The following is a 20,824-nucleotide window of genomic DNA, read 5'->3' as shown; positions in this document are numbered from 1 at the left end:
ATTTGCATCTTGGCGTAGCATTCGTCGCTCCGAATACATTTGCGTACAAATAATTCTATCAGAGACTGAGGGTTGATCCGATCGCGCTCGTCACGGGGCTTCCATGAATGCAATTCTCGTGTGTAGCTTGCTCACGCAAGGTTGTCGTGTCTAGATGGCGCACGCGTGGACGATTGGAGGGATGGGAAAATGAGTTTCAGAAGTGTACTCTTTGGCTCGTGTGCGGCCATCATTTCGGCCTCTGCCGCAGCCGCAGCTGATGCCACTGTTGTCGCCGAACCAGAACCAGTCGAATATGTTCGCGTCTGTGACGCCTATGGCGCAGGTTTCTTCTATATCCCCGGAACGGAAACATGCCTGAAGATCATGGGGTATGTCCGCTACGATATCAGAGCGGGCGACAATTCCTATACGGGTGCGGAACGCGATACCTGGTCCAAACGCTCACGCGCAACGCTTCGCTTTGATGCACGCTCTGACACCGAGTTGGGGACGCTCCGTTCCTACATCGAAACGCAAATCCAGTATACCAATGGTGACACGGTCTCGTACCTCCCCCATGCATACATTGAACTTGGCGGTTTTCGCATAGGTGCCACGGATTCCCAGTTCTCCTCGTGGACAAACTATGCCGGCGATTTGATCAATGACGATGTCATTGGGTATGGTCCGTATTCTGACGCCCCCACCAACCAGGTCAACTACACATTCAAGGGTGGCAATGGCTTTTCCGCAATGATCGGTCTGGAGCAGGGCAGCGTCGGCGACTTCGGCTATTCCGATGAAGAGCTCGAGAAGAACTACGTCATCGACGACTACCTACCCGACATTGTTGGCGGCCTGAAGCTGGAACAGGGGTGGGGTTCGATTTCCGCGGTGGCCGGGTATGACGCGTTGGACGAGACCTGGGCCGGCAAGGTTCGCGTTGACGTGGAATTCACCGAAAAAATTTCCGGATTTCTGATGGGTGGCTATCAATCCGATTGGGACAGCGCCATTGGCGTGAACAGCTACTATGCCAATTGGGAGGGCGACTATGCACTTTGGGCCGGTCTGTCGGCAAAGGTGTCGGACAAGGCCACATTGAATGGCCAGGTCGCTTATGAGGAATACGGCAATATCTCCGCCTCATTAAATGTGAGATACAAGGCCATTCCCGGTTTCGATATTACTCCGGAGATCACCTATACCAGCTATGACGATGACCGTGGCGATCCCATAGAGGGCAGACTGCGACTGCAGCGCAACTTCTAGAGATTCAATATACAATTGCACGCACATACAATCTGGAACTTTATCTGCCGAGTTCCCAGACCAAGAAGATCCGTAGAGATTCATCCGGATGACGTGGTGCCAATGAGGCTCGATTACTGGCATTCGAAAGTCAAGCAACCAAGCTGAAGTTGCTGATAGACGTTCGTTTGAAAATGCCGATAACAGCAAATTTTCAGCGACACCGATTGTTGCTCTAAGGTCTACAATTTTCCTCATCGGCTTCGGGAAAACGCTGTCAATTCGCCATGATGGGAATTGAACCATCGATCCTGAAACAACCTGCGGAGATGATCCAGCGGTATAACAGCAGCTTATGTCAGGCCATTTGAGACGCGTTACATTCCTAGCGGTGATAACTCTAAAAGAAACTGCGCTTCAATCGGCGGACCCTAAGCAGGTTCGCTGGCCCAATCTTCATGTCCATGGCGTATTCGGATCACGAAAATGGTTCCATTCTCTTCGATACGGTAGACAATCAGATCGGCTTTGAACGGATGGAATCCTAACCGGGCGCGAAATCTCTTCTCGCTCACGAGCCATCCGGGGATTGGCGGCGATCAGTTCAAGTACCGCGAACAAGTCGTCATGGTACCGCCTGGCCTGTACGGATCCGAACATGCGGATACCTTGCTCGGTGAACGCAATGATGTCCTCTTCCGCTTCGACCGAAAGGCTAAAACGCATTATCTGCTGCCGCGCGCCGTTTCCGTACGCGCGGCAGCCGCAGCGAAGAGCTCGTCCTTCGACCGGCTGCCAACACCACTTTTGAGACCGTCATCGACGAAGCCATGCATGGCAGCAATCCTATCACTACGCGTTTGGTCCCTTCGAATCAGATCGCGCACATAGTCACTCGCATTGGAGTATCGCCCGGTCCTTGCCTGGGCTTCGACCCAATCTTTCATCGGGTCCGGTAGAGACACGTTCATAGTAGCCATTCAAGCCTCCATTGCGTCCAGATTAACTGAGTTTGGCAAAGTTTGTCAAACCTGATCCTCTTGGACACAAAGTTTCAGGCGGGCAGCGTTCAATCTGACACCCATTACGCCCCGCCGCGCGTCTCCATTGTTTAAAACGGTGAGCCAGGTGGTAGGCCCTGAACGGTCTCGATCGTCCACGAAAGTATCCGATCGCGAACATCACGCTGATCCGGAACATTCGGCATCGGAATGTTCCTGCGGCAATCGAATTGTTTTGAGCGCCGGAATTCAACTGGCCGACAACGTGCCATCGAGCGCAGGCAATCTTCGACGATCCCTCTTCTCAGCAGAACACTTTTTGACGCTGGTGTCCCAATGCCGCCGCTTGTAATAGCAGCCGGCAGAACAAACGCCACCTTGGTTGATCAACACTCGTCAGTTTCTCCGGCTTGCTCATCAAGAAACGCCTCACGTAAGACATTAGTAGCATGGTTCGCCTCTGGCGTTTTTCCAGGCCCAGAGCAGATCATACCAAAGGCGCAAGCGCACCCCGCTAGACTCCCCGTATGCGGTGCGATAGTCTCAATTTCAATGGGCGACAACGATACGCTATGGGGAAACAATTGGCTGGCATGAAGTCAGGATCTGATCTGTTGCGTATCGAAAATCTGGGCATTTCATTTTCAATGCTCGGTGGACGTATGGATGTCGTCAAGGGCGTTAATCTGCGCGTTCTGCCAGGAAAAGTGACCGCACTTGTCGGTGAATCCGGTTCGGGCAAGTCGGTCATCAGTCAATCCGTCATGGGGATTTTGCCCAACACGGGAAAAGTCACCGGAAAAATTCTCTTCACCGACCCTCTGGACGGCAAGACCACGGATATTTTGCAACTGTCGCGCGATGGCGAGGAGATCAGGGCCCTGCGCGGCAGCCGAATGGCCAAGATCTTTCAAGAACCGATGACGTCACTGTCGCCACTGCATACCGTCGGTAACCAGATCAGCGAAGTGCTGGCGATCCATACCAGCGCAACGAAAGACGAACGGCGCGCGCAAACCGAAGACATGCTCGGCCTTGTGGGTTTTGCCAAGCCAAGCCGCACCTACGACATGTATCCATTCGAGTTGTCTGGCGGCATGCGCCAACGCGCCATGATCGCCATGGCGCTCATCTGCCGGCCGGCCCTTTTGATTGCCGATGAACCGACAACTGCCCTCGACGTGACCATCCAGGCACAAATTCTCGAGCTGCTGCGCGACCTTCAGCACAAACTCAATATGGCTATGCTGCTGATCACGCATGATCTTGGTGTCGTCGCCAATGTGGCAGACGAGGTGGTTGTGATCTATCACGGCGAGATCATGGAGGCGGGGCCCGTCGATGCGATCTTCCGCAGGCCGCAACACGCCTATCTGAAGGGCCTCATGGCGGCCGTTCCACACTTTGACATGAAGCCCGGCGAAAGACTGAAGGCCCTTCGTGAAGTGCCGGTCAATTCAGAGACGCTTTGGGCCAAGAAGAAACGGGTCGAGAATGCTCCGGAGGTACTTGTATCCGTTCGCGGTCTGACCAAAACATTCACCACACGCAAGTCCGGCCTGTTCGGCGGCAAGGACAAGACGCTCGTTCGGGCAGTCGATGGGGTCAGCTTCGACATTTATCGGGGTGAATGCCTGGGCCTGGTCGGTGAAAGCGGTTCGGGGAAAACGACGGTCAGCAAAATATTGATGCGGGCGGTTACACCCGACACCGGCGCAGTTAGCTTCGATGATGGCAGCGGCAAGATCGACGTCCTGGCCGCACAGGGCGATGCGCTCATGGAGCTTCGCACCAAAATCCAGATGGTTTTCCAGGATCCAGTCTCCTCTTTGTCCCCGCGCATGACCGTGCAGAATATCCTCAGCGAGCCGTTGGAAATTCATGGGCGTGGCGACAGCGACTACCGTCTTGAGAAGGTGCGCGCGCTGATGTCGGCGATCGGGCTCGATCAGCGCTACCTCAACCGCTATCCGCACAGCTTTTCTGGTGGCCAGCGTCAACGGATCGGCATCGCTCGCGCTTTGGCATTGGGGCCACAACTGTTGATCTGCGATGAACCGGTCTCGGCACTGGATGTGTCGGTGCAGGCGCAAATCCTCAATCTTCTCAAGGATTTGCAAAAGCAGCTCGGACTGACCTATCTGTTTATTTCCCACAACCTTGCGGTCGTCGACTATATGGCCGACCGTATTGCCGTCATGTGCGGTGGGCGTATCGTGGAAATCGCACCAAGAGAGATTATCCTGCGCAACCCAGTCCATCCCTATACAAAGGCACTTCTTGCAGCCGTGCCTTTCCCCGATCTTGACCGGCCCCTTGATTTCGAGACCCTGCAGGCCAGCGGCGCATCCGATCAAAGAGCTTGGGGTCCGCAATTCTCCACCGATGGCAGTGACCGGCCGCTTGCACCAGCAGACCTTGGCGATGGACATCTGGTCCTTGCAAGGCGTAATGTCGATCCTCGGGAGTTACGCTCGTGATAACGCGCCGTACTGTTCTTGGTACTGTTGGCCTTAGTGCCCTTGGCTGTGCACTACCGGGTCTGACGCGCGCCGCCGATCGCGAACTTGAGCCGGAATATCTGGATGACCGGCTCAAGGCGCGCAGTCTTCCCCCGCTTAACGAACGCCTGCCGAAGCGCCCGCGTATTGTCGGTCTGAAAACGATGGGGCGGACGCCAGGCCGATATGGCGGCACGGTCCGCACGATCATTGGCAGCGGGAAAGATGTCCGCCTGATGACGATCTACGGCTACGCGAGGCTCGTGGGTTATGACGAGCATCTTGTCATGCAACCGGACATCCTTGAAGCCTTCCAGTCTGAGAACGATACGGTCTTTACCTTCACGATCCGCGACGGCCATAAATGGTCGGACGGTTCGCCTTTGACCGCAGATGATTTCCGTTACTGGTGGGATGACGTTCTGCTCAACAAGGATCTGACGCCAGGCGGCGGCTCACTTGATCTGCGCGTCGATGGCAAGCTGCCACGCTTCGAGGTTCTCGATGCATTGACGGTCCGCTACAGCTGGGAAAGGCCAAATCCGAATTTCCTGCCGGGCCTTGCCGGACCGCAACCACTGATCGTCGTCGGACCTTCCGCCTATTTGAAGAAATTTCATAAGAACTATCAGGACGAATTCAGGCTTTCCGCGCTGATGAAGGAAAACCGGGTGAAGAAGTGGGCCGACCTCCACATCAAGATGTCGCGCGAATATCGGCCGGAAAACCCTGAACTTCCAACGCTCTACCCATGGCGAAATACGACAGCGCCCCCGGCAGAACAATTTGTCTTTGAGCGCAACCCGTTCTTTCATCGCGTCGATGAAAACGGCCGGCAATTGCCCTATATCGACCGGTTTGTGCTCAATGTCAGTTCCTCATCCATCATCCCGGCCAAGACCGGTGCCGGCGAAAGTGATCTGCAGGCGACAGGTATTGATTTTGCCGACTATACTTTTCTAAAAGATGCCGAGGACCGGTATCCGGTCAAGGTCGATTTATGGAAAATGACACGCGGCTCGCGCGTGGCAATCCTGCCCAATCTCAATTGCGGGGATGATGTCTGGCGCGCGCTGTTGCGTGATGTGCGCGTAAGGCGCGCGCTTTCGCTTGCCATCGACAGGCACGAAATCAATATGGCGGTGTTTTACGGCCTGGGAAAACCCAGCGCCGACACCGTTTTGCCCGAAAGCCCCCTGTTCAAGCCGGAATATGCCAAGGCATGGATTGATCATGACCCGCATAAGGCAAACGCCCTGCTCGACGAGGCCGGTCTTAACAATCGCAATGATGACGGTCTGCGGCTGCTTCCCGATGGCCGCCCGGCGGAAATCACCATTGAAACACCGGGCGAAAGCACCGTTGATACGGATGTTCTTGAGCTGGTCACCGACCATTGGCGCAAGATCGGTATTGCGCTGTTCATCCGCACCTCGCAACGCGATATTTTCCGCAGCCGCGCCCAGGCCGGCCACATCATGATGTCCATCTGGTACGGGATCGAAAATGGCGTTGCAACCGCCGACATGAACCCGCAGCAACTGGCCCCGACATCGGACGATCAGCTGCAATGGCCGCTGTGGGGCATGCACTATCTCTCGCTCGGCCAACATGGCCAGGCACCGGATCTGCCTGAGGCGGCAGAGCTGATCAAGTTGCAAAACAGCTGGCGGGAAACTGCCCACATGGCCGAGCGCACCGCTATCTGGCATAAAATGCTGGCAATCTTCACGAGCCAGGTTTATTCTATCGGCCTCGTCAATGGGACCTTGCAGCCAATCCTTCGGTCGGACCGCTTGCAGAACGTTCCCAAAAACGGTCTCTATGGTTTCGATCCAACCTCCTATTTTGGGATTTACATGCCTGACACGTTCTGGTTGAGCGAGGAGCAGGCCTAGAATGCTGAAATACATTCTGTGGCGCATCGCCGCCATGATCCCCACACTGCTGATCATCTCCGCTCTTGTCTTCGTCATCATCGAACTGCCGCCCGGAAATTTTCTGGACAGCCAGATCGCTGAAATGCAGGCTCAGGGCGAAACCGTGAACATGCAGGATCTGGAAGAACTGCGCCATCAATACGGGTTCGATCAGCCACCTGTTCTGCGCTATTTTCATTGGCTTGGCGGCATGCTGCACGGCGATTTTGGCTATTCCTTCGAGTATCAGCTACCGGTCAGTGAAGTGGTCGGGGACCGGATGTGGCTGACGATCCTTGTCTCCTTTGTCACCATTTTGTTCACATGGCTGATCGCATTTCCCATCGGCATGTATTCGGCGACCCACCAGTATAGCTGGAGCGATTACGGCCTTACCTTCTTGGGTCTGCTTGGGATCGCCATTCCAAATTTCATGCTGGCGTTGATCTTGATGTATTTCGCCAATATCTGGTTCGGCACATCCATCGGCCATTTGATGGACCAGAAATTTCTCAATGAGCCCATGAGCTGGGAAAAGGCGCGATCAATCCTTTCCCATCTGTGGATTCCGGTCATCATCGTTGGCACAGCCGGGACAGCGGGCATGATCCGGCGGCTGCGCGCCAATCTCTTGGATGAGCTGCAGAAGCAATATGTCATGACTGCGCGCGCCAAGGGGCTGCATCCGTTCCGCACGCTGGTCAAATATCCGCTGCGCATGGCGTTGAATTTCTTCGTCTCCGATATCGGCTCCATTTTGCCGTCGATCATATCGGGCGCCGAAATCACCGCGATCGTCCTTTCGCTGGAAACCACCGGACCGATGCTGATCAAAGCGTTGCAAAGCCAGGATATGTATCTTGCAGGCTCCTTCTTGATGTTCCTTGCATTCCTAACGGTCATCGGCGTGCTGATATCGGATATCGCGCTTGCCTTTCTTGACCCGCGCATACGTCTTGCTGGCAGGAGCACCAAGTGACGGCGCCGCTTCCTTCCCCCGGCGCGCCCTTGCAGCACTATGTCTCGACGGCGCCGTTCGACCCGATGTCGGTCGAGGTCATGACCGACGAGCAGGCGAAAATCCATCTTGCATCGCAAACGCGGCTGATGTGGTGGAAATTCAAACGACACAAGGTGGCCCTGGCATCCGGCATTTTTCTGCTGCTGCTCTACGGCATGATCATCATTGCCGAGTTTCTGGCGCCCTACAATCTGCACACGCGCAATGTGGATTTCATCCATTCGCCGCCGCAGCGGGTGCATTTTTTCCATGAAGGCAGGCTTGTCGGGCCATTTGTCTATGGCCGGACCATGCAGCTCGACATCGACTCTTTAAAGCGCAACTACACGGACAATAAAAACGATGTGCAACCGCTCCGCTTTTTATGCCGGGGGGACAGCTATCGCTTCTGGGGGCTTGTGGAAAGCAATATCCATCTCGTGTGCCCGGCAAAGGACGGCCAGATGTTCCTGCTGGGCACTGACCGGCTGGGACGCGATGTCTTGTCCCGCATCATTTATGGCGCCCGCATTTCGCTGACAATCGGGCTGATCGGCATCACCATCAGTTTCGTTCTTGGCATCATCATTGGCGGGCTTGCCGGCTATCACGGCGGTCTGTTCGACCTTCTGGTGCAACGCGTCATCGAGGTGTTGCAATCCTTGCCTAGTTTGCCGCTATGGATGGCGCTGGCGGCGGTTATGCCGGTAACCTGGAGCCCGATCCTGATCTATTTTGGCATCACCATCATTTTGGGGATGCTCGACTGGACCGGGCTTGCCCGTTCCGTGCGCTCCAAGCTTCTGGCATTGCGTGAGGAAGACTATGTTTTGGCGGCGCAGCTGATGGGAGCAAAAAGCGGACGCATCATCGGACGCCACCTCGTCCCTGGATTTATGTCGCACCTGATCGCCACCGCGACCATTTCCATTCCCGGCATGATACTGGGCGAAACGGCTTTGAGCTTCCTTGGTCTTGGGCTGAGGCCGCCCATTACCAGTTGGGGTATTTTGCTCACCGAAGCGCGCAGCGTCAGTGTCATTGCCTTTTATCCCTGGCTGCTGTTCCCGATGATTCCGGTAATTCTTGTTATCCTGGCGTTCAATTTCTTGGGAGATGGGTTGCGCGATGCCGCCGATCCATACAGATAGAGTCCGTTAAATTAACATACTCACGGCTGTTTCAAGTGCACTGCGCGGGTCAACCCGCAAAACAGAGGGTTTTGACCATGATGCGGCGTTTTGAAGATGCACGGATCTTGATGTACAGCCACGACACCTTTGGCCTTGGCCATTTGCGGCGGTGCAGGACAATCGCTCATTCGCTCGTGGAGGACTATCGCGGGCTCAATATTCTGATTATCTCCGGCGCCACCATCGCCGGAGCATTCGACTATCGTGCGCGTGTTGATTTCGTGAAGGTGCCAAGCGTGATCAAGCTGCGAAATGGCGAGTATACTTCGCTTGCCCGCCATATCGACCTGCATGAAACCCTAAAGATGCGCCAATCGATTATCCGCCACACCGCCGAGACATTTCAGCCCGACATCTTTATCGTCGACAAGGAACCGATGGGCCTCAAGGGCGAGGTCGAGGAAACGCTTGCCTACCTGAAATCGCGCGGCACGACACTTGTGCTTGGTTTGCGCGAAGTCATGGATGCACCGCATCTGCTCGAAGCCGAGTGGAAGAATAACAATGTGATGCACAAGATCGATCAGCTCTATGACAATGTGTGGGTTTATGGACCGCCGGATTTCTACGATCCCTTCGTCGATCTGGACGTGCCGGCGAGCGTACGCGACAAGATGAAGTTTGTCGGTTTCCTGCAGCGCAGCCTGTCACAGGACCATGCTTCCAGCCATGTTCCAGAGGGTGATTACATTCTGGTGACAACCGGTGGCGGCGGCGACGGGGCAGATCTCGTCCACAATGTCATCCATGCTTACCAGCAGGATCCGACGCTTCAACACAAGGCGTTCATCGTGCTTGGCCCCTATATGCCGGCCAAGCAACGGGCCAAGCTGGTGCGGAAGGGCAGTAAAATTCCCTATATCCAGGTCATCGAATTCGATAACCGCATGGAAGAACTCATCGCCGGCGCCAAGGCCGTTGTCGCCATGGGTGGTTACAACACCTATTGCGAGATTTTGTCCTTCGACAAGCCAGCGCTCATCGTGCCGCGTATTGCACCGCGCGAGGAACAATTGATCCGCGCGCAACGCGCTTCAGAACTTGGTCTGATCGAGATGCTGCTGCCCGAAGAGGCAGAGGATCCTTTGCGCCTGGCGCAAGTGCTCAAACGCCTGCCGGAGCGCGCACCACCATCCCAAACCGGCAAGGGTGAAGGCATGCGGCTGGAGGGCCTGGTCCATATTTCCGAAATCGTCGGCGATTGGCTTGACGAACGCGAGCAGCCGCTTCCTGCCGTGGCGGAATAGTATCTGGCTCAAGCATGCACGCTCCACTCAAACGCCGCAAAACCCTCATCGTTCTGAAGGGTTATCCGCGTCTGTCCGAAACGTTCATTGCCCAGGAGTTGCTGGGGCTGGAGCGCGCCGGTTTTGACCTGACGCTCATCTCCATGCGCAAGCCGACCGACAAGAAGCGTCATCCCATTCACGACGAGATCAAGGCCCGCGTCGTCTATTTGCCGGAATATCTGCACGACGAACCACTGCGGGTGTTGCGCGCCCTTGTTGCTTGCTGGAAAAAGCCGAACTTCAAGCCCCTCATCAAGCGATTTTGGGCGGATCTGCGCCGTGATGTTTCGCGCAATCGCTTTCGCCGCCTTGGCCAGGCGCTGGTGCTGGCGCACGAATGGCCGGATTGCGCTGAATGGCTGCATGCGCATTTCATCCACACCCCCGCTTCAGTCACCGCCTATACCAGCATCATGACCGGCGTGCCATGGACCTGCTCGGCCCATGCCAAGGACATCTGGACGTCGCCGGATTGGGAGCTGACGGACAAGCTCGAGTCGGCCCGCTGGAGCGTCACCTGTACGCGGTCGGGGTTCGAGCACATGCGCCAGCTCACCAATCGCAAGGATCGGGTTCATCTGAGCTATCATGGTCTTGACCTGGCTCGCTTTGGGCAATTTGATACTCTTCGCTCCAGGCGCGACGGCTCCAGCAGGTCGGATCCGGTGCAGATTTTAAGCGTTGGCCGTGCGGTTCCCAAGAAGGGCTATGACATCCTTCTTCACGCTCTTGCGCTTTTGCCGGCCAATCTCAACTGGCGCTTCACCCATATTGGCGGCGGCGACGAGTTGGCAAAGCTCAAGCCATTGGCGGACAAGCTCGCCATTGCCGACAAAATTACCTGGAAGGGCGCCCTTGCCCAACAAGAGGTGCTCGAGCATTACCGCAGTGCGGATCTGTTTGCCCTTGCCTGCCGTGTTGCCGCCGATGGCGATCGTGATGGGCTTCCCAATGTGCTGGTTGAAGCCTCGAGCCAAAACCTTGTCTGCGTCTCGACCAATATTTCTGGAATTCCGGAACTGTTGACCGGCGGCGAAAACGGCTTTGTCGTTCCGCCCGAAGACCCGCGGCTTCTCGCTGTCGCACTTGAACACGCCATTCGCCAGCCTGATCTGCGCCACCGGCTTGGACAAGCTGCCGAGGCACGCGTGCGGGCGCATTTCGACCATAATTCCAGCATCCGCCAGCTCACGCGCCTGTTCGAAAGCGAGTGGCAAAAAGCATGACCGCACCGCGGATTTTCTTCTATGTCCAGCACCTTTTGGGGATTGGCCATCTCGCGCGTGCCAGCCGCATTGCCACGGCTCTTGCCGAGGACAATTTCGACGTGACGGTTGTCACCGGTGGATCGCAGGTTGCCGGTTTTCCAGGTCCCGGCGTCCGCTCCGTTGCGCTGCCTGCGGTTCTTGCCGGCAACGCAAGTTTTTCAGGCCTTGCCGACCAGTTCGGCAGCCCGGTCGATGAAGCGTTTTTGCACCGCCGCCGCGATCTTCTGCTTCAGGCATTCCATGCGGCCCGCCCGGACATCGTCATCCTGGAAGCTTTTCCCTTTGGACGCCGGCAAATGCGGTTCGAACTCTTGCCTTTGCTTGACGCCATTTCAGCCGCGTCACCACGGCCAATGCTTCTGACGTCGGTCCGCGACATCCTGCAGGAGCGCACAAAGGCGGGCCGCGATGAAGAGACCGTGCGTCTCATCAAGGCACATTTCAACCATGTTCTCGTCCATGGGGATCCGTCCTTCATCACGCTGCCCGATACGTTTCCGCTGGCGGGCGAAATTGCCGCCAAGATCATCTATACCGGCCTTGTTGCGGGAGCGGCCCCCGCCCCGCCTGCCGACCCGTATGACATCGTCGTTTCGGCCGGGGGCGGCGCCGTCGGGTTGGATCTTGTCCGCTCGGCTCTGGAGACAGCCAAACGCTCCGCGTTTAGCGGATCGTGGTGTCTGATAACCGGTCCAAATCTACCGGAGAGCGATTTTACCGCTCTTTTTCGGCAAGCGCCGGACAATGTCACTCTCGTGCGCTTTCGAAACGATTTTCCGTCTTTGCTCAAGGGCGCGAAGCTGTCGATTTCACAGGCAGGTTACAATACGGTCTGCGATATTCTGCAGGCACAATGCCGCTCGATTCTTATCCCGTTCACCGCCGGCGGCGAGACTGAACAAAGCGTGCGCGCCACGCGCCTGGAGGCGCTTGGCCTGGCAATCGCTTTGCCGGAAAACGGCCTTGACGCGGACATTCTGCGTGAAGCGGTTGCGGCAGCCTTGTCCCGGGTCAAACCGCATGTGCACAAGCTGGATTTGAACGGTGCACAGCGCACAGCGGCGGTCCTGCGCGCGCTTCTCTGACCACGCCCACATCATATAGCGTTCATGGCTTGGATGCTGTAGGCTTGGGCCAATGAATCATGGAGTTCGTCCATGGGGTCTTCAAACGTTTTAATGATTGAAATTCTAGGCTGTTTCACAGCGCGCGGTTATCCATGGAAAAAAGTCTAGGACGTTATATCTGGTCGAACACACGACTTCAGCAGATTTGGATTCTGTGTGTCGTGGCGGTGTCGATGATTCCATACTTCCTGTCCTTCGATCTGCCGAAACAGATCGTAAACGGTCCCATTCAGGGTATGGGGTTCGACGCGCCCGGCGCCACGCAGACCTTCATGCGCATCCAGTACGATATTCCCTATATCGGCAATGTGGTGTTCTTCAACGGGCTCGAGCTCACCCGCTTTCAGATGCTGATGGCGCTCAGCCTGGTGTTCCTGTTACTGGTCATCATCAACGGTCTGTTCAAGCTTTATATCAACACATACAAGGGCCGCCTTGGTGAGCGCATGTTGCGGCGCATTCGCTTTGAACTGATCGACCGGGTTTTGCGTTTCCCGCCCGGCCAGTTCAAGCGGGTAAAGTCAGCCGAAATCGCCACGATGATCAAAGATGAGGTCGAGCCGATGGGCGGCTTTACCGGCGATGCCTTTGTCCAGCCAGCACTCCTTGGCGGCCAGGCGTTGACTGCGCTTGTCTTCATCATCATGCAAAATTTCTGGCTTGGCATGATTGCTGCGGCCATTGTCGCCATCCAGGGCGTTGTGATCCCGCGCATGCGCAAGCGATTGCTTGAACTTGGCCGCCAGCGCCAGCTGACGGCACGCGAATTGTCGGGCCGCGTTGGCGAAATCGTCGACGGCATCGGCACCATTCACGGCAATGACACGTCGAATTTCGAACGCGCCGACATCGCCGCGAGGTTGGGCCTGATTTTCTCCATCCGCTACGATCTTTACCAGTGGAAATTTCTGGTCAAATTCATCAACAATTTCCTGGCGCAGGTTACGCCCTTCCTGTTCTATTCGATTGGCGGTTTTCTCGCATTGCAGGGCCGTCTGGATATCGGTCAGCTTGTGGCCGTCATCAACGCCTACAAGGATCTGCCTGGCCCGCTGAAGGAATTGATTGACTGGGACCAGGCACGCCAGGATGTGCAGGTGAAATATGCGCAGGTCGTCGAACAGTTCAATGTCGAGCGTCTCGTCGATCCGCGAATTCAGGCTCTGATGCCCGAAGCGGTCAGCCGTCTTGAACATTCCTTGCAGGCGGTCAACCTCACACTTTCCGACGACAGTGGAGCGCCGCTGCTGCGGCATGTTTCTTTGGAGATAAACCCCAGCGAGACCGTTGCTATCGTTGGCAGTGGTGGCAGCGGTGCGGAATATCTTGCCGAGGCCTTTGCCCGGCTCATCTGGCCCGAGCAGGGCCGCATCACCATTGATGGCAAGGACATCCTTGAACTGCCGGAATCGGTCACCGGGAGGCGTATTGGCTATGCCGCCTCCGATACTTACTTCTTCCATGGAACGCTGAGGGACAATCTCCTTTACGGCCTCAAGCACGCCCCGCTGACCAAGGTCGAGTATGAAGGAAAGAGCGCCGCACAGTACAAGTGGAACATCAATGAGGCACGCCGCGCCGGCAATCCGGAGCTGGATCTTAACAGTGACTGGGTGGACTACGCCTCCGCTGGTGTGACCGGACCCGACGATCTTTTCAAGGTCGTGCGTCCCGTGCTCGATGCCGTCCTGATCTCGCAGGACATTCTCGATATGGCGCTGCGCTCTACGGTCAATACCGCCGCCCATGCCGATCTGACCGACCGGATCGTCGAGTTGCGGCAGGCTTTGCGCAAGCGCCTGAAGAAAGAGGACCTTGACGACCTCGTCGTGCCATTCAAGCTCAACGCCTACAATGCGCAGGCCACCGTTGGCGAAAACCTTCTGTTCGGATCGATGAAGCGGCCGATGATGACCAATCGCAAACTGGCCGCCCATCCCTACTTTCGCGCGGTCCTGCGCGAAAACGATCTGTTGATCGATCTTTACACGATGGGCCTTGAGATCGCCGAGAATGCGGTGGAACTGTTCCAGGACCTGCCGCCGGACCATCCGTTTTTCCAGCAGCTGACCTTCATGACCGCAGATGATATCCCGCTCTATCAGCAGCTGCTGCAAAAGCTTAAGGGCCACGGCATCGAGGCCGCCTCGTCGGATGAACGCACAAGCATCATTCGCCTGAGCTTTTCCTACATTGAACCCAGACACCGCTTTGGTCTTCTCAATGATAAACTCATGGCAAAGATCGTCGATGCCCGTGAAAGGTTCCACAACGACCTGCCCGATGACCTTAAAGCTGTCATTGAACGCTATGATCCAGAGCAGTTCATCGCTTCTGCAAGCTTGATGGACAATGTTCTTTTCGGCCGGATCGGCTTCACGCAGGCCGACAGTTCGGAACGCGTCAACACGATCCTGCGCGATATCTTCGACCGCCTCGACCTGTTTGAAAGTGTGCTCTCCATCGGCATGGATTTCGACGTTGGCTCGGGCGGCAAACGGCTGACCAATGTGCAGCGGCAAAAACTCAACGTCGCACGCGCATTGCTCAAGCGGGCCGATTATGTGATCTTCAACCGCCCTATGCCGGCCCTCGACCAGCGCGTGCAGGATCAGATCACCCACAATATCATGGAGAATTTGCATGAAGAGGGCCATGCCCCGGCAATCATCTGGGTGCTTTCCAATACGGCCCTAGCCAATCTGTTCGACCGGGTGATTGTCTTCGACAAGGGGACTTTGGTCGAAGATGGAACGCACGCGACTCTTTTGAAGAAAAACGGTATATTTAAAGAACTGGTGTCATAACAAGCTGTCACAAAGGCGGGGAACCTGGATGGCGCAAAAGGGGATAGTGGACGTCTATGTTGCTGAAAGATGAAGTCGAGATGTTGCGGCGCGTGCCGCTGTTTTCTGGGGTTGCGCCAGCCAAGCTGAAGCTTCTGGCCTTTACATCCGATCGCGTCAGCTACAAGGCAGGCCAGACATTGTTCCGCCAGGGCGATCCGGCCGATGCGGCCTATGTCATCCTTACCGGTGCTGCCGATATTTTGTCGGACACACCAAGCGGCGAAATCAAGGTCGCCGAGATCGAGCACGATTCCATCGTCGGTGAAATTGCCATTTTATGCGATGTATCACGGACCGCGACCGTCAGAGCAAATTCGGCCCTGGAAGCGCTGCGCATCAGCAAGGACCATTTCCTCAAACTTTTGAGCGATTACCCGGAAATGACGATCGAAATCATGCGGGTGCTTGCCGACCGCCTCAGCCATACGACCACGGAGCTTAGCGAGGCGCGCAGCAAACAGAAACAGGCAGCAAAGTAGCTGCCTGTCGACGCTTCGGCGGCATATGGCGCTAACCCCATGCCGGTTTTCAGATTTTGACGAGCATGGCAGTGATGTACATGAAGCTGGCGCCCGCTGCCAGACCGCCAAATGTTGAAGGGGCAAGCAAGGCGGAAATGCCGGCGCTGCGCGAGCGCACGATGAGAGCGCTGACCTCGATGATGACCTGGGCGATCGCGCCTGCCCCGATTGCCAGAGCAATTGCCGTCCACTGGGGGGCATAGGCAAGGCTGCCAAGCCATATTCCGATAACGGCGGGCCCTCCGGCCAGGAGTGTCAAACCTGCAAAAGCGGCGAGCGTTGGCGTTTTTCTCAATATCGGCGCGGCAATTCCAATACCTTCGGTGATATTGTGCAAGGTGAAGCCGAGGACGAGGAATGTTCCCAATCCGGCAGCACCGGCAGTAAATGCCGCGCCGATAGCCAGTCCCTCGCCGAAATTGTGCAGACCGATACCAAGCGCAATATAGGTCGCCAAAGCCAGGCCCGTTGGTGTTCCGTGTCTTCGCCCGATACCCATTAACACGAGGAAGCTGGCCATGGTCACCAGCACGACCATGGCGCTGCCCTGGAAAATTGCCGCTGACTTTGCTGCAAATTCCAGCGCCTCAACCAGGGTGTCGATCAAAAGGAATGCCAGCAGACCAACCGTCATCGCCAGAAGGAACGTCATCGTTCCCGGGCCCGCACCGCGCAGTGCCGGATAGCACATGAGGCCGATGGCGACAGGAAGAATCCCAACGAAAGCACCCAGAACTGCTTGCGACCACAGGCTTGAAGAGGTGGCGACCGGCGTTGGCACGGCTACGGCGATCTCGTGCTCGAATGTCGCTCCGGTATTTGTGACAAAATTGACCTTGTGCGTTTCTCCAAGCACCCACGGGAAGGGCAAGCTGATCCAGGCTGTTTCGCCCCTTGCAATGCGGCCTTGCGGGTTTTGCTGGAATTCCCAATAGGCATCGTCGACCTGGACCTGAGCAATCATCATCGGATCGGAGCCTCCGGCACGCACCAGGAGCTGCAATCCGTTGTGGTCAAGGATCGTTCGTTCGATGGTCAGGTTCTCAACCGGCGGGGCGCCGTTGTTGAAACTTTGCAGCGGGTTTGCCTGGAACAGCCACACGATTGCCATTGCCAGGACAGCGATGGGGACAAGCAGCCAAAGCCAATGCGACAATCGCAGCGAGGCCGGCGCGCGCGGCTGGGTAACGTTGACGGGTTTGTGCATCATGACACCGTCTCCCTGACATCGAACATGCCCATCCAGCCAAGTTCGGTAAATTCCGATTGATGCGCATGGAACATGTAGAGCCCCGGCTCGTGTTCCTTGAATGTAAATTCAAGAATGCCGCGCTGGGCCTGACACTGCATGATCAGATCGACCGTCTTCAGTGTCGGCGTCAATGTCGTTCCCTGATCGTAATAGTCGAAGAAATTGGCATGCAAATGGAACGAATTGATTGGATCAAACTCGGTAATATTGACCAGGTAAATCCGAACCGGCCGCTCACGCGCGATCCTGATCGGTTCCTTGGCATAACAATGTGCGATCGTGTTGCATGCGTAGAACTCATTTTCGCCGTCGAAATTCGTGTCGAACGCATTCATGACCATGGCCAGTTCCTGCCAGTTTGCGTTTTCAGGCGAACCAAGAAGGCGTGATTGTGCAACGTCGGCATGCTCCGGGTGACGGGCCGGATCAGGATCAATGACAAACAGGCCGTACATGCCTTTGTGGAGATGCCGGGTCAGCGGCAATGCATGGCAATGGTAAAGATGGCAGCCAAACGGCTTTGCATCGAATTCATAAACGAACTCTTCGCCCGGATCGATGACACCGGCCCCTGGCACACCGTCCATCCGCGCCGAATGGATCCCATGGAAATGCAGCGAATGCGGGTGCGAGCCATTATTCTTCAAAGTGATCTTGAGACGGTCTCCCTCCGTTGCCCGCAGCGCAGGCCCAGGGACCCGGCCGTTATAGGTCCAGGCCGGGAACATCACACCTGGCGCGATCTCAATTTCCTTTTCTTCGACGGTGATTTCGAAGCTGCGCTGTTTGCGCCCGTCGGGAAGCTCGCTCACGACACCGGTATACCAATCAGTCAGCATTGCCGTTGGATCGAAACCGTTGCGCGCACTATCGACGGTCCCGACCGTCATCATCGCGCCGTGCGCCGACCTGTGGGCCGAAGCCGCAGCGTCAGCGTTCGGTGCCGGACCCCCATGATTGCCATGGGCTTCCTGCGCGCTCCCAGTGCTGGAACAAATCGCTGATGCGCCGATTGTTGCGATACTTCCGCCCAACAGACGTCGTCTGCTCAGATTTGTCTGTGCCCATTTCAGCATACGTCCCGCTCCGATTAGCAACCTGGATGAATTAAAGCATCGTACTCAAATTATAGCAAGTGCTATATTTTGAGACCGTCGTCTGCCCGCTTGAAAAGCCAAATTTTTTTCCAGGTGTAGAAATTTGGCGGATATGGTGAAAGAATAGCCAGGGCTAACTTAGGCAAACCGGCGTCAAAAAAGTTTACGGAAGTGAAGATCAGATGATTCCCGACGATAGCGCGCGCGGCGATGGCGACAGTCTGCTTGTTGATCCCAGCACCCATATGGAGAGTTTTCGCCGCACCCGTCACAATCGCCGCACTGAACTGGTTGAAGACTATGTCGAACTGATTGCCGATCTGATCGAAGACGGGGGCGAGGCCAGGCAGGTCGATATCGCTCTGCGCCTTGGCGTGGCGCAGCCGACGGTGGCAAAGATGCTCAAGCGGCTGGCATCCGACGGCTATATTCAACAGCGGCGCTATCGCGGCATCTTCCTCACCGATACGGGCAAGCAGCTGGCAGAACAAAGCCGCGAGCGCCACCACATCGTTGAATCGTTCCTCTGCGCTATCGGCATCTCTGTCGAAACGGCAAGGATTGATGCCGAAGGTATCGAACATCATGTGAGCCCTGAAACCTTGGAAGCCTTCAGGCTTTTTGTGGCAAAGACCAACCCTTGATCAATCGGGGCTGGCGACGATCTCTCCGCGTAAAAGATCCACCTTGAAATTGCGCGAAGGCAGGCCTGAAAGGTAGCGGTCCATCATGCGCAGCATCCGCCCGAAACGTTCCTGGGCGCCGCCGGCTTTGATTGCCGCAGCGCTGGCATAGACCAGGATCAAAAAACGATAGGCACGAAGCTGCTCTGGTGAAATACGATCGAGCGCCATTTCACTGCCCATGCGCAAGCGATACCAATCGCCAAGCAAAGCGAGAACCGGGATTGCATCCAGCTGTTCGATGGTTACACCGCCCGCTTCAGATAGCGCCTGCAACCTCACAATTGCACCGTTGCGGGCGCGCTGCGCATGGATCAGCGTAACTGCATCCTCAACAGGAAAGGGCTGCGCGCATTGGCTCAGCACAAGCAGGTCGCCGAGATTGAGCTGCGGGATGATCCGCGCCAGATCCTTCGGCCACTCGCGCCGCAAATAGCGGTATACGACCAGTTGATCGACATGCGCCGACAGGAATTGACCGTAATCGTCGGCATCAAGCATCCTGCCAACCTTCTTGCCCGTTAGATTGATCTCGATGCGATACTGTTCCTGGATGGCAGGATTAATCGGCAGGTGATCCAGGCTTAATGTTTCGATATCAAGGGTGGCACCATCCAGCGTCACGATCTTAAGTGCCGGGGGAAAGGCAACCAGCGATGGTACCCCAATATTGACGAGGAAGCCCCCGTCCTTCACTACCCGTGCGGTATCATTGATGTGGAGATGCCCGCTGAAATGGATGCAAAGCCCTGCATCCATGGCCGCGCCCGCCACACCGGGCAAAGGCATGCGCTCGCTTGAGCTGGTCCTGCCGATAAGCCCAAGTTCATCGTGCGTTGTTGCATCGAGCATATCCAGCATCGGATAATGTGAAAACGCCAGCAACTGCTTGCCGTGGCGTTTTGCTCTTGCGGCAACATCTTTTGCCCAATCGAGCACGAAACGCTTGTGTTTCAGCATGGCATTCCAGCCGGCATTGGTGCTGTCGATGAACGCCCCCGCATCGCCTGTCGCAAATTCCCCACTGCGCGGCTCAAACACATTGGCATCAATCATCAGCAGCCAAAGACCCTCCACCGGTTCAACGAGATAAGACGCATCCATCAACTTGTATTGGTTTTTCCCGTCGTTGGAACAAACCCAATAGAGCCGCTTTTCAGGATCATCGTCCGCCCCAAATGGCGTTTCCCAATGCAAGTCCGCCGGCCGGCGAAAGAAGCCGATATCCGGCAGTGCCTGCAATGCGGCGGGATAACCCGGGCAATACATCTTGTCGCTCACCACCATTCCATCCGCATCGTCATCGACGAAGCCGCCGTCGCTGGCAACGATCGTATAGGTGCCGTCGGGGTTGAGCAGGCGCTTGGCGTGATGGCGACCGTCCGGGCCAAAAATATCGTGATTGCCAACGGTTGCGATAAAGACAAGCCCATGATCGCGCGCATAGCCGTCAAGCAATAGTCGCAAGGCGCCAAGGGTCGCCACCTGGCCGTCGTCGGAATAGTCGCCAAGCAGGATGACGAAGCGAATACCGCGCGCCACGACCGCCTCCAGCGCCGCTTTGAGCGCATCATAGCTCTCGTTGAACACCCGGGTGGAACGCACCGTATCGGTCAGCCGGCGCGCGGTCATCCGCCCGGCCCCGGTCTTTATGCCGGCAAAGTCATAATCGCCATAAAGATCATGGAAATGTGCGTCGGCAATGACCGCGATCGGTGGGAACTTCGAAGAAGTCATGAATCAGGCGTTCCGGCTGGCTAAGTTCACGAACTTATACATTTTGTAGTGACAATTGTCATAAAGCTTAAAAATCAGATGACCATCGCCTACATATGGTCACACGCAGGTTTTTATTGCGTTATTGACAAATAAATCGAAATCCAAGTCTCGC

The 20,824-nt window shown here is 56.1% G+C and carries 15 protein-coding genes and 1 pseudogene; 11 read left to right on the top strand and 5 right to left on the bottom strand.

The window, feature by feature from the left end:
- Window positions 1–189: 189 nt before the first annotated feature.
- Complete coding sequence (locus CU103_RS21350; protein WP_106666048.1) at window positions 190–1,254, top strand: porin; 1,065 nt, start codon at window positions 190–192, stop codon at window positions 1,252–1,254.
- 410 nt (window positions 1,255–1,664) lie between these two features.
- On the opposite strand, the pseudogene CU103_RS21345 reads toward CU103_RS21350, so the two are convergent.
- Together CU103_RS21345 and CU103_RS21340 are read right to left on the bottom strand one after the other, a co-directional pair.
- Window positions 1,665–1,959, bottom strand: a pseudogene (locus tag CU103_RS21345) (type II toxin-antitoxin system RelE/ParE family toxin).
- Window positions 1,959–2,213: a type II toxin-antitoxin system ParD family antitoxin gene (locus tag CU103_RS21340; protein ID WP_106666047.1), complete on the bottom strand. Its 255-nt coding sequence runs from the start codon at window positions 2,211–2,213 to the stop codon at window positions 1,959–1,961. Before CU103_RS21340 ends, CU103_RS21345 begins: the two are co-directional and overlap by 1 nt.
- Window positions 2,214–2,827: 614 nt before the next feature.
- Here CU103_RS21340 and CU103_RS21335 point away from each other — a divergent pair.
- The 9 genes from CU103_RS21335 to CU103_RS21295 all read left to right on the top strand — a co-directional run bounded on the left by CU103_RS21335 (window position 2,828) and on the right by CU103_RS21295 (window position 15,859).
- Window positions 2,828–4,714 carry an ABC transporter ATP-binding protein gene (locus tag CU103_RS21335; protein WP_106666046.1) on the top strand — a complete coding sequence of 629 codons (1,887 nt, stop codon included), beginning with the start codon at window positions 2,828–2,830 and terminating at the stop codon, window positions 4,712–4,714.
- Window positions 4,711–6,633: an ABC transporter substrate-binding protein gene (locus CU103_RS21330; protein ID WP_106666045.1), complete on the top strand. Its 1,923-nt coding sequence runs from the start codon at window positions 4,711–4,713 to the stop codon at window positions 6,631–6,633. Before CU103_RS21335 ends, CU103_RS21330 begins: the two co-directional genes overlap by 4 nt.
- A gap of 1 nt (window position 6,634) precedes the next feature.
- Window positions 6,635–7,633, top strand: a complete 999-nt coding sequence (locus CU103_RS21325) for an ABC transporter permease (protein WP_106666044.1) — start codon at window positions 6,635–6,637, stop codon at window positions 7,631–7,633.
- Window positions 7,630–8,805 (top strand): ABC transporter permease, encoded by a 1,176-nt coding sequence (locus CU103_RS21320; protein WP_106666043.1) that lies wholly within the window; start codon window positions 7,630–7,632, stop codon window positions 8,803–8,805. Before CU103_RS21325 ends, CU103_RS21320 begins: the two co-directional genes overlap by 4 nt.
- Window positions 8,806–8,882: 77 nt before the next feature.
- Window positions 8,883–10,094, top strand: coding sequence for a glycosyltransferase family protein (locus CU103_RS21315; protein WP_106666042.1), 1,212 nt, complete (start codon window positions 8,883–8,885; stop codon window positions 10,092–10,094).
- A gap of 14 nt (window positions 10,095–10,108) precedes the next feature.
- On the top strand, window positions 10,109–11,362 hold the full coding sequence (locus CU103_RS21310) for a glycosyltransferase (protein WP_106666041.1): 1,254 nt from the start codon (window positions 10,109–10,111) through the stop codon (window positions 11,360–11,362).
- Window positions 11,359–12,489, top strand: a complete 1,131-nt coding sequence (locus CU103_RS21305; RefSeq protein WP_106666040.1) for a glycosyltransferase family protein — start codon at window positions 11,359–11,361, stop codon at window positions 12,487–12,489. The genes CU103_RS21310 and CU103_RS21305 overlap by 4 nt, the downstream gene beginning before the upstream one ends.
- Before the next feature lie 134 nt (window positions 12,490–12,623).
- Entirely contained in the window at window positions 12,624–15,338 is a 2,715-nt protein-coding gene (locus CU103_RS21300) for an ABC transporter ATP-binding protein (protein ID WP_106666039.1), read from the top strand.
- A 56-nt stretch (window positions 15,339–15,394) separates the two neighbouring features.
- A complete protein-coding gene (locus CU103_RS21295) occupies window positions 15,395–15,859 on the top strand; it encodes a cyclic nucleotide-binding domain-containing protein (protein WP_100003791.1) in 465 nt (154 codons plus the stop codon).
- Between the two features lie 49 nt (window positions 15,860–15,908).
- Here the strand turns inward: CU103_RS21295 and CU103_RS21290 are convergent, their stop codons facing one another.
- Entirely contained in the window at window positions 15,909–17,108 is a 1,200-nt protein-coding gene (locus CU103_RS21290) for a ZIP family metal transporter (RefSeq protein ID WP_425350632.1), read from the bottom strand.
- Complete coding sequence (locus tag CU103_RS21285; RefSeq protein ID WP_106666037.1) at window positions 17,108–18,229, bottom strand: multicopper oxidase domain-containing protein; 1,122 nt, start codon at window positions 18,227–18,229, stop codon at window positions 17,108–17,110. Before CU103_RS21285 ends, CU103_RS21290 begins: the two co-directional genes overlap by 1 nt.
- A 203-nt stretch (window positions 18,230–18,432) precedes the next feature.
- Between CU103_RS21285 and mntR the strand changes: the two genes are divergently transcribed.
- A complete protein-coding gene (gene mntR / locus CU103_RS21280; RefSeq protein ID WP_106666036.1) occupies window positions 18,433–18,894 on the top strand; it encodes a manganese-binding transcriptional regulator MntR in 462 nt (153 codons plus the stop codon).
- Here mntR and CU103_RS21275 read toward each other — a convergent pair whose 3' ends face one another.
- Window positions 18,895–20,670, bottom strand: coding sequence for a metallophosphoesterase family protein (locus CU103_RS21275; protein ID WP_106666035.1), 1,776 nt, complete (start codon window positions 20,668–20,670; stop codon window positions 18,895–18,897).
- Window positions 20,671–20,824: the final 154 nt, after the last annotated feature.

The organism is Phyllobacterium sophorae (assembly GCF_003010965.1).
GTDB classification, from domain to species: domain Bacteria; phylum Pseudomonadota; class Alphaproteobacteria; order Rhizobiales; family Rhizobiaceae; genus Phyllobacterium; species Phyllobacterium sophorae.
This window is presented reverse-complemented; position numbering and strand designations above follow the sequence as displayed.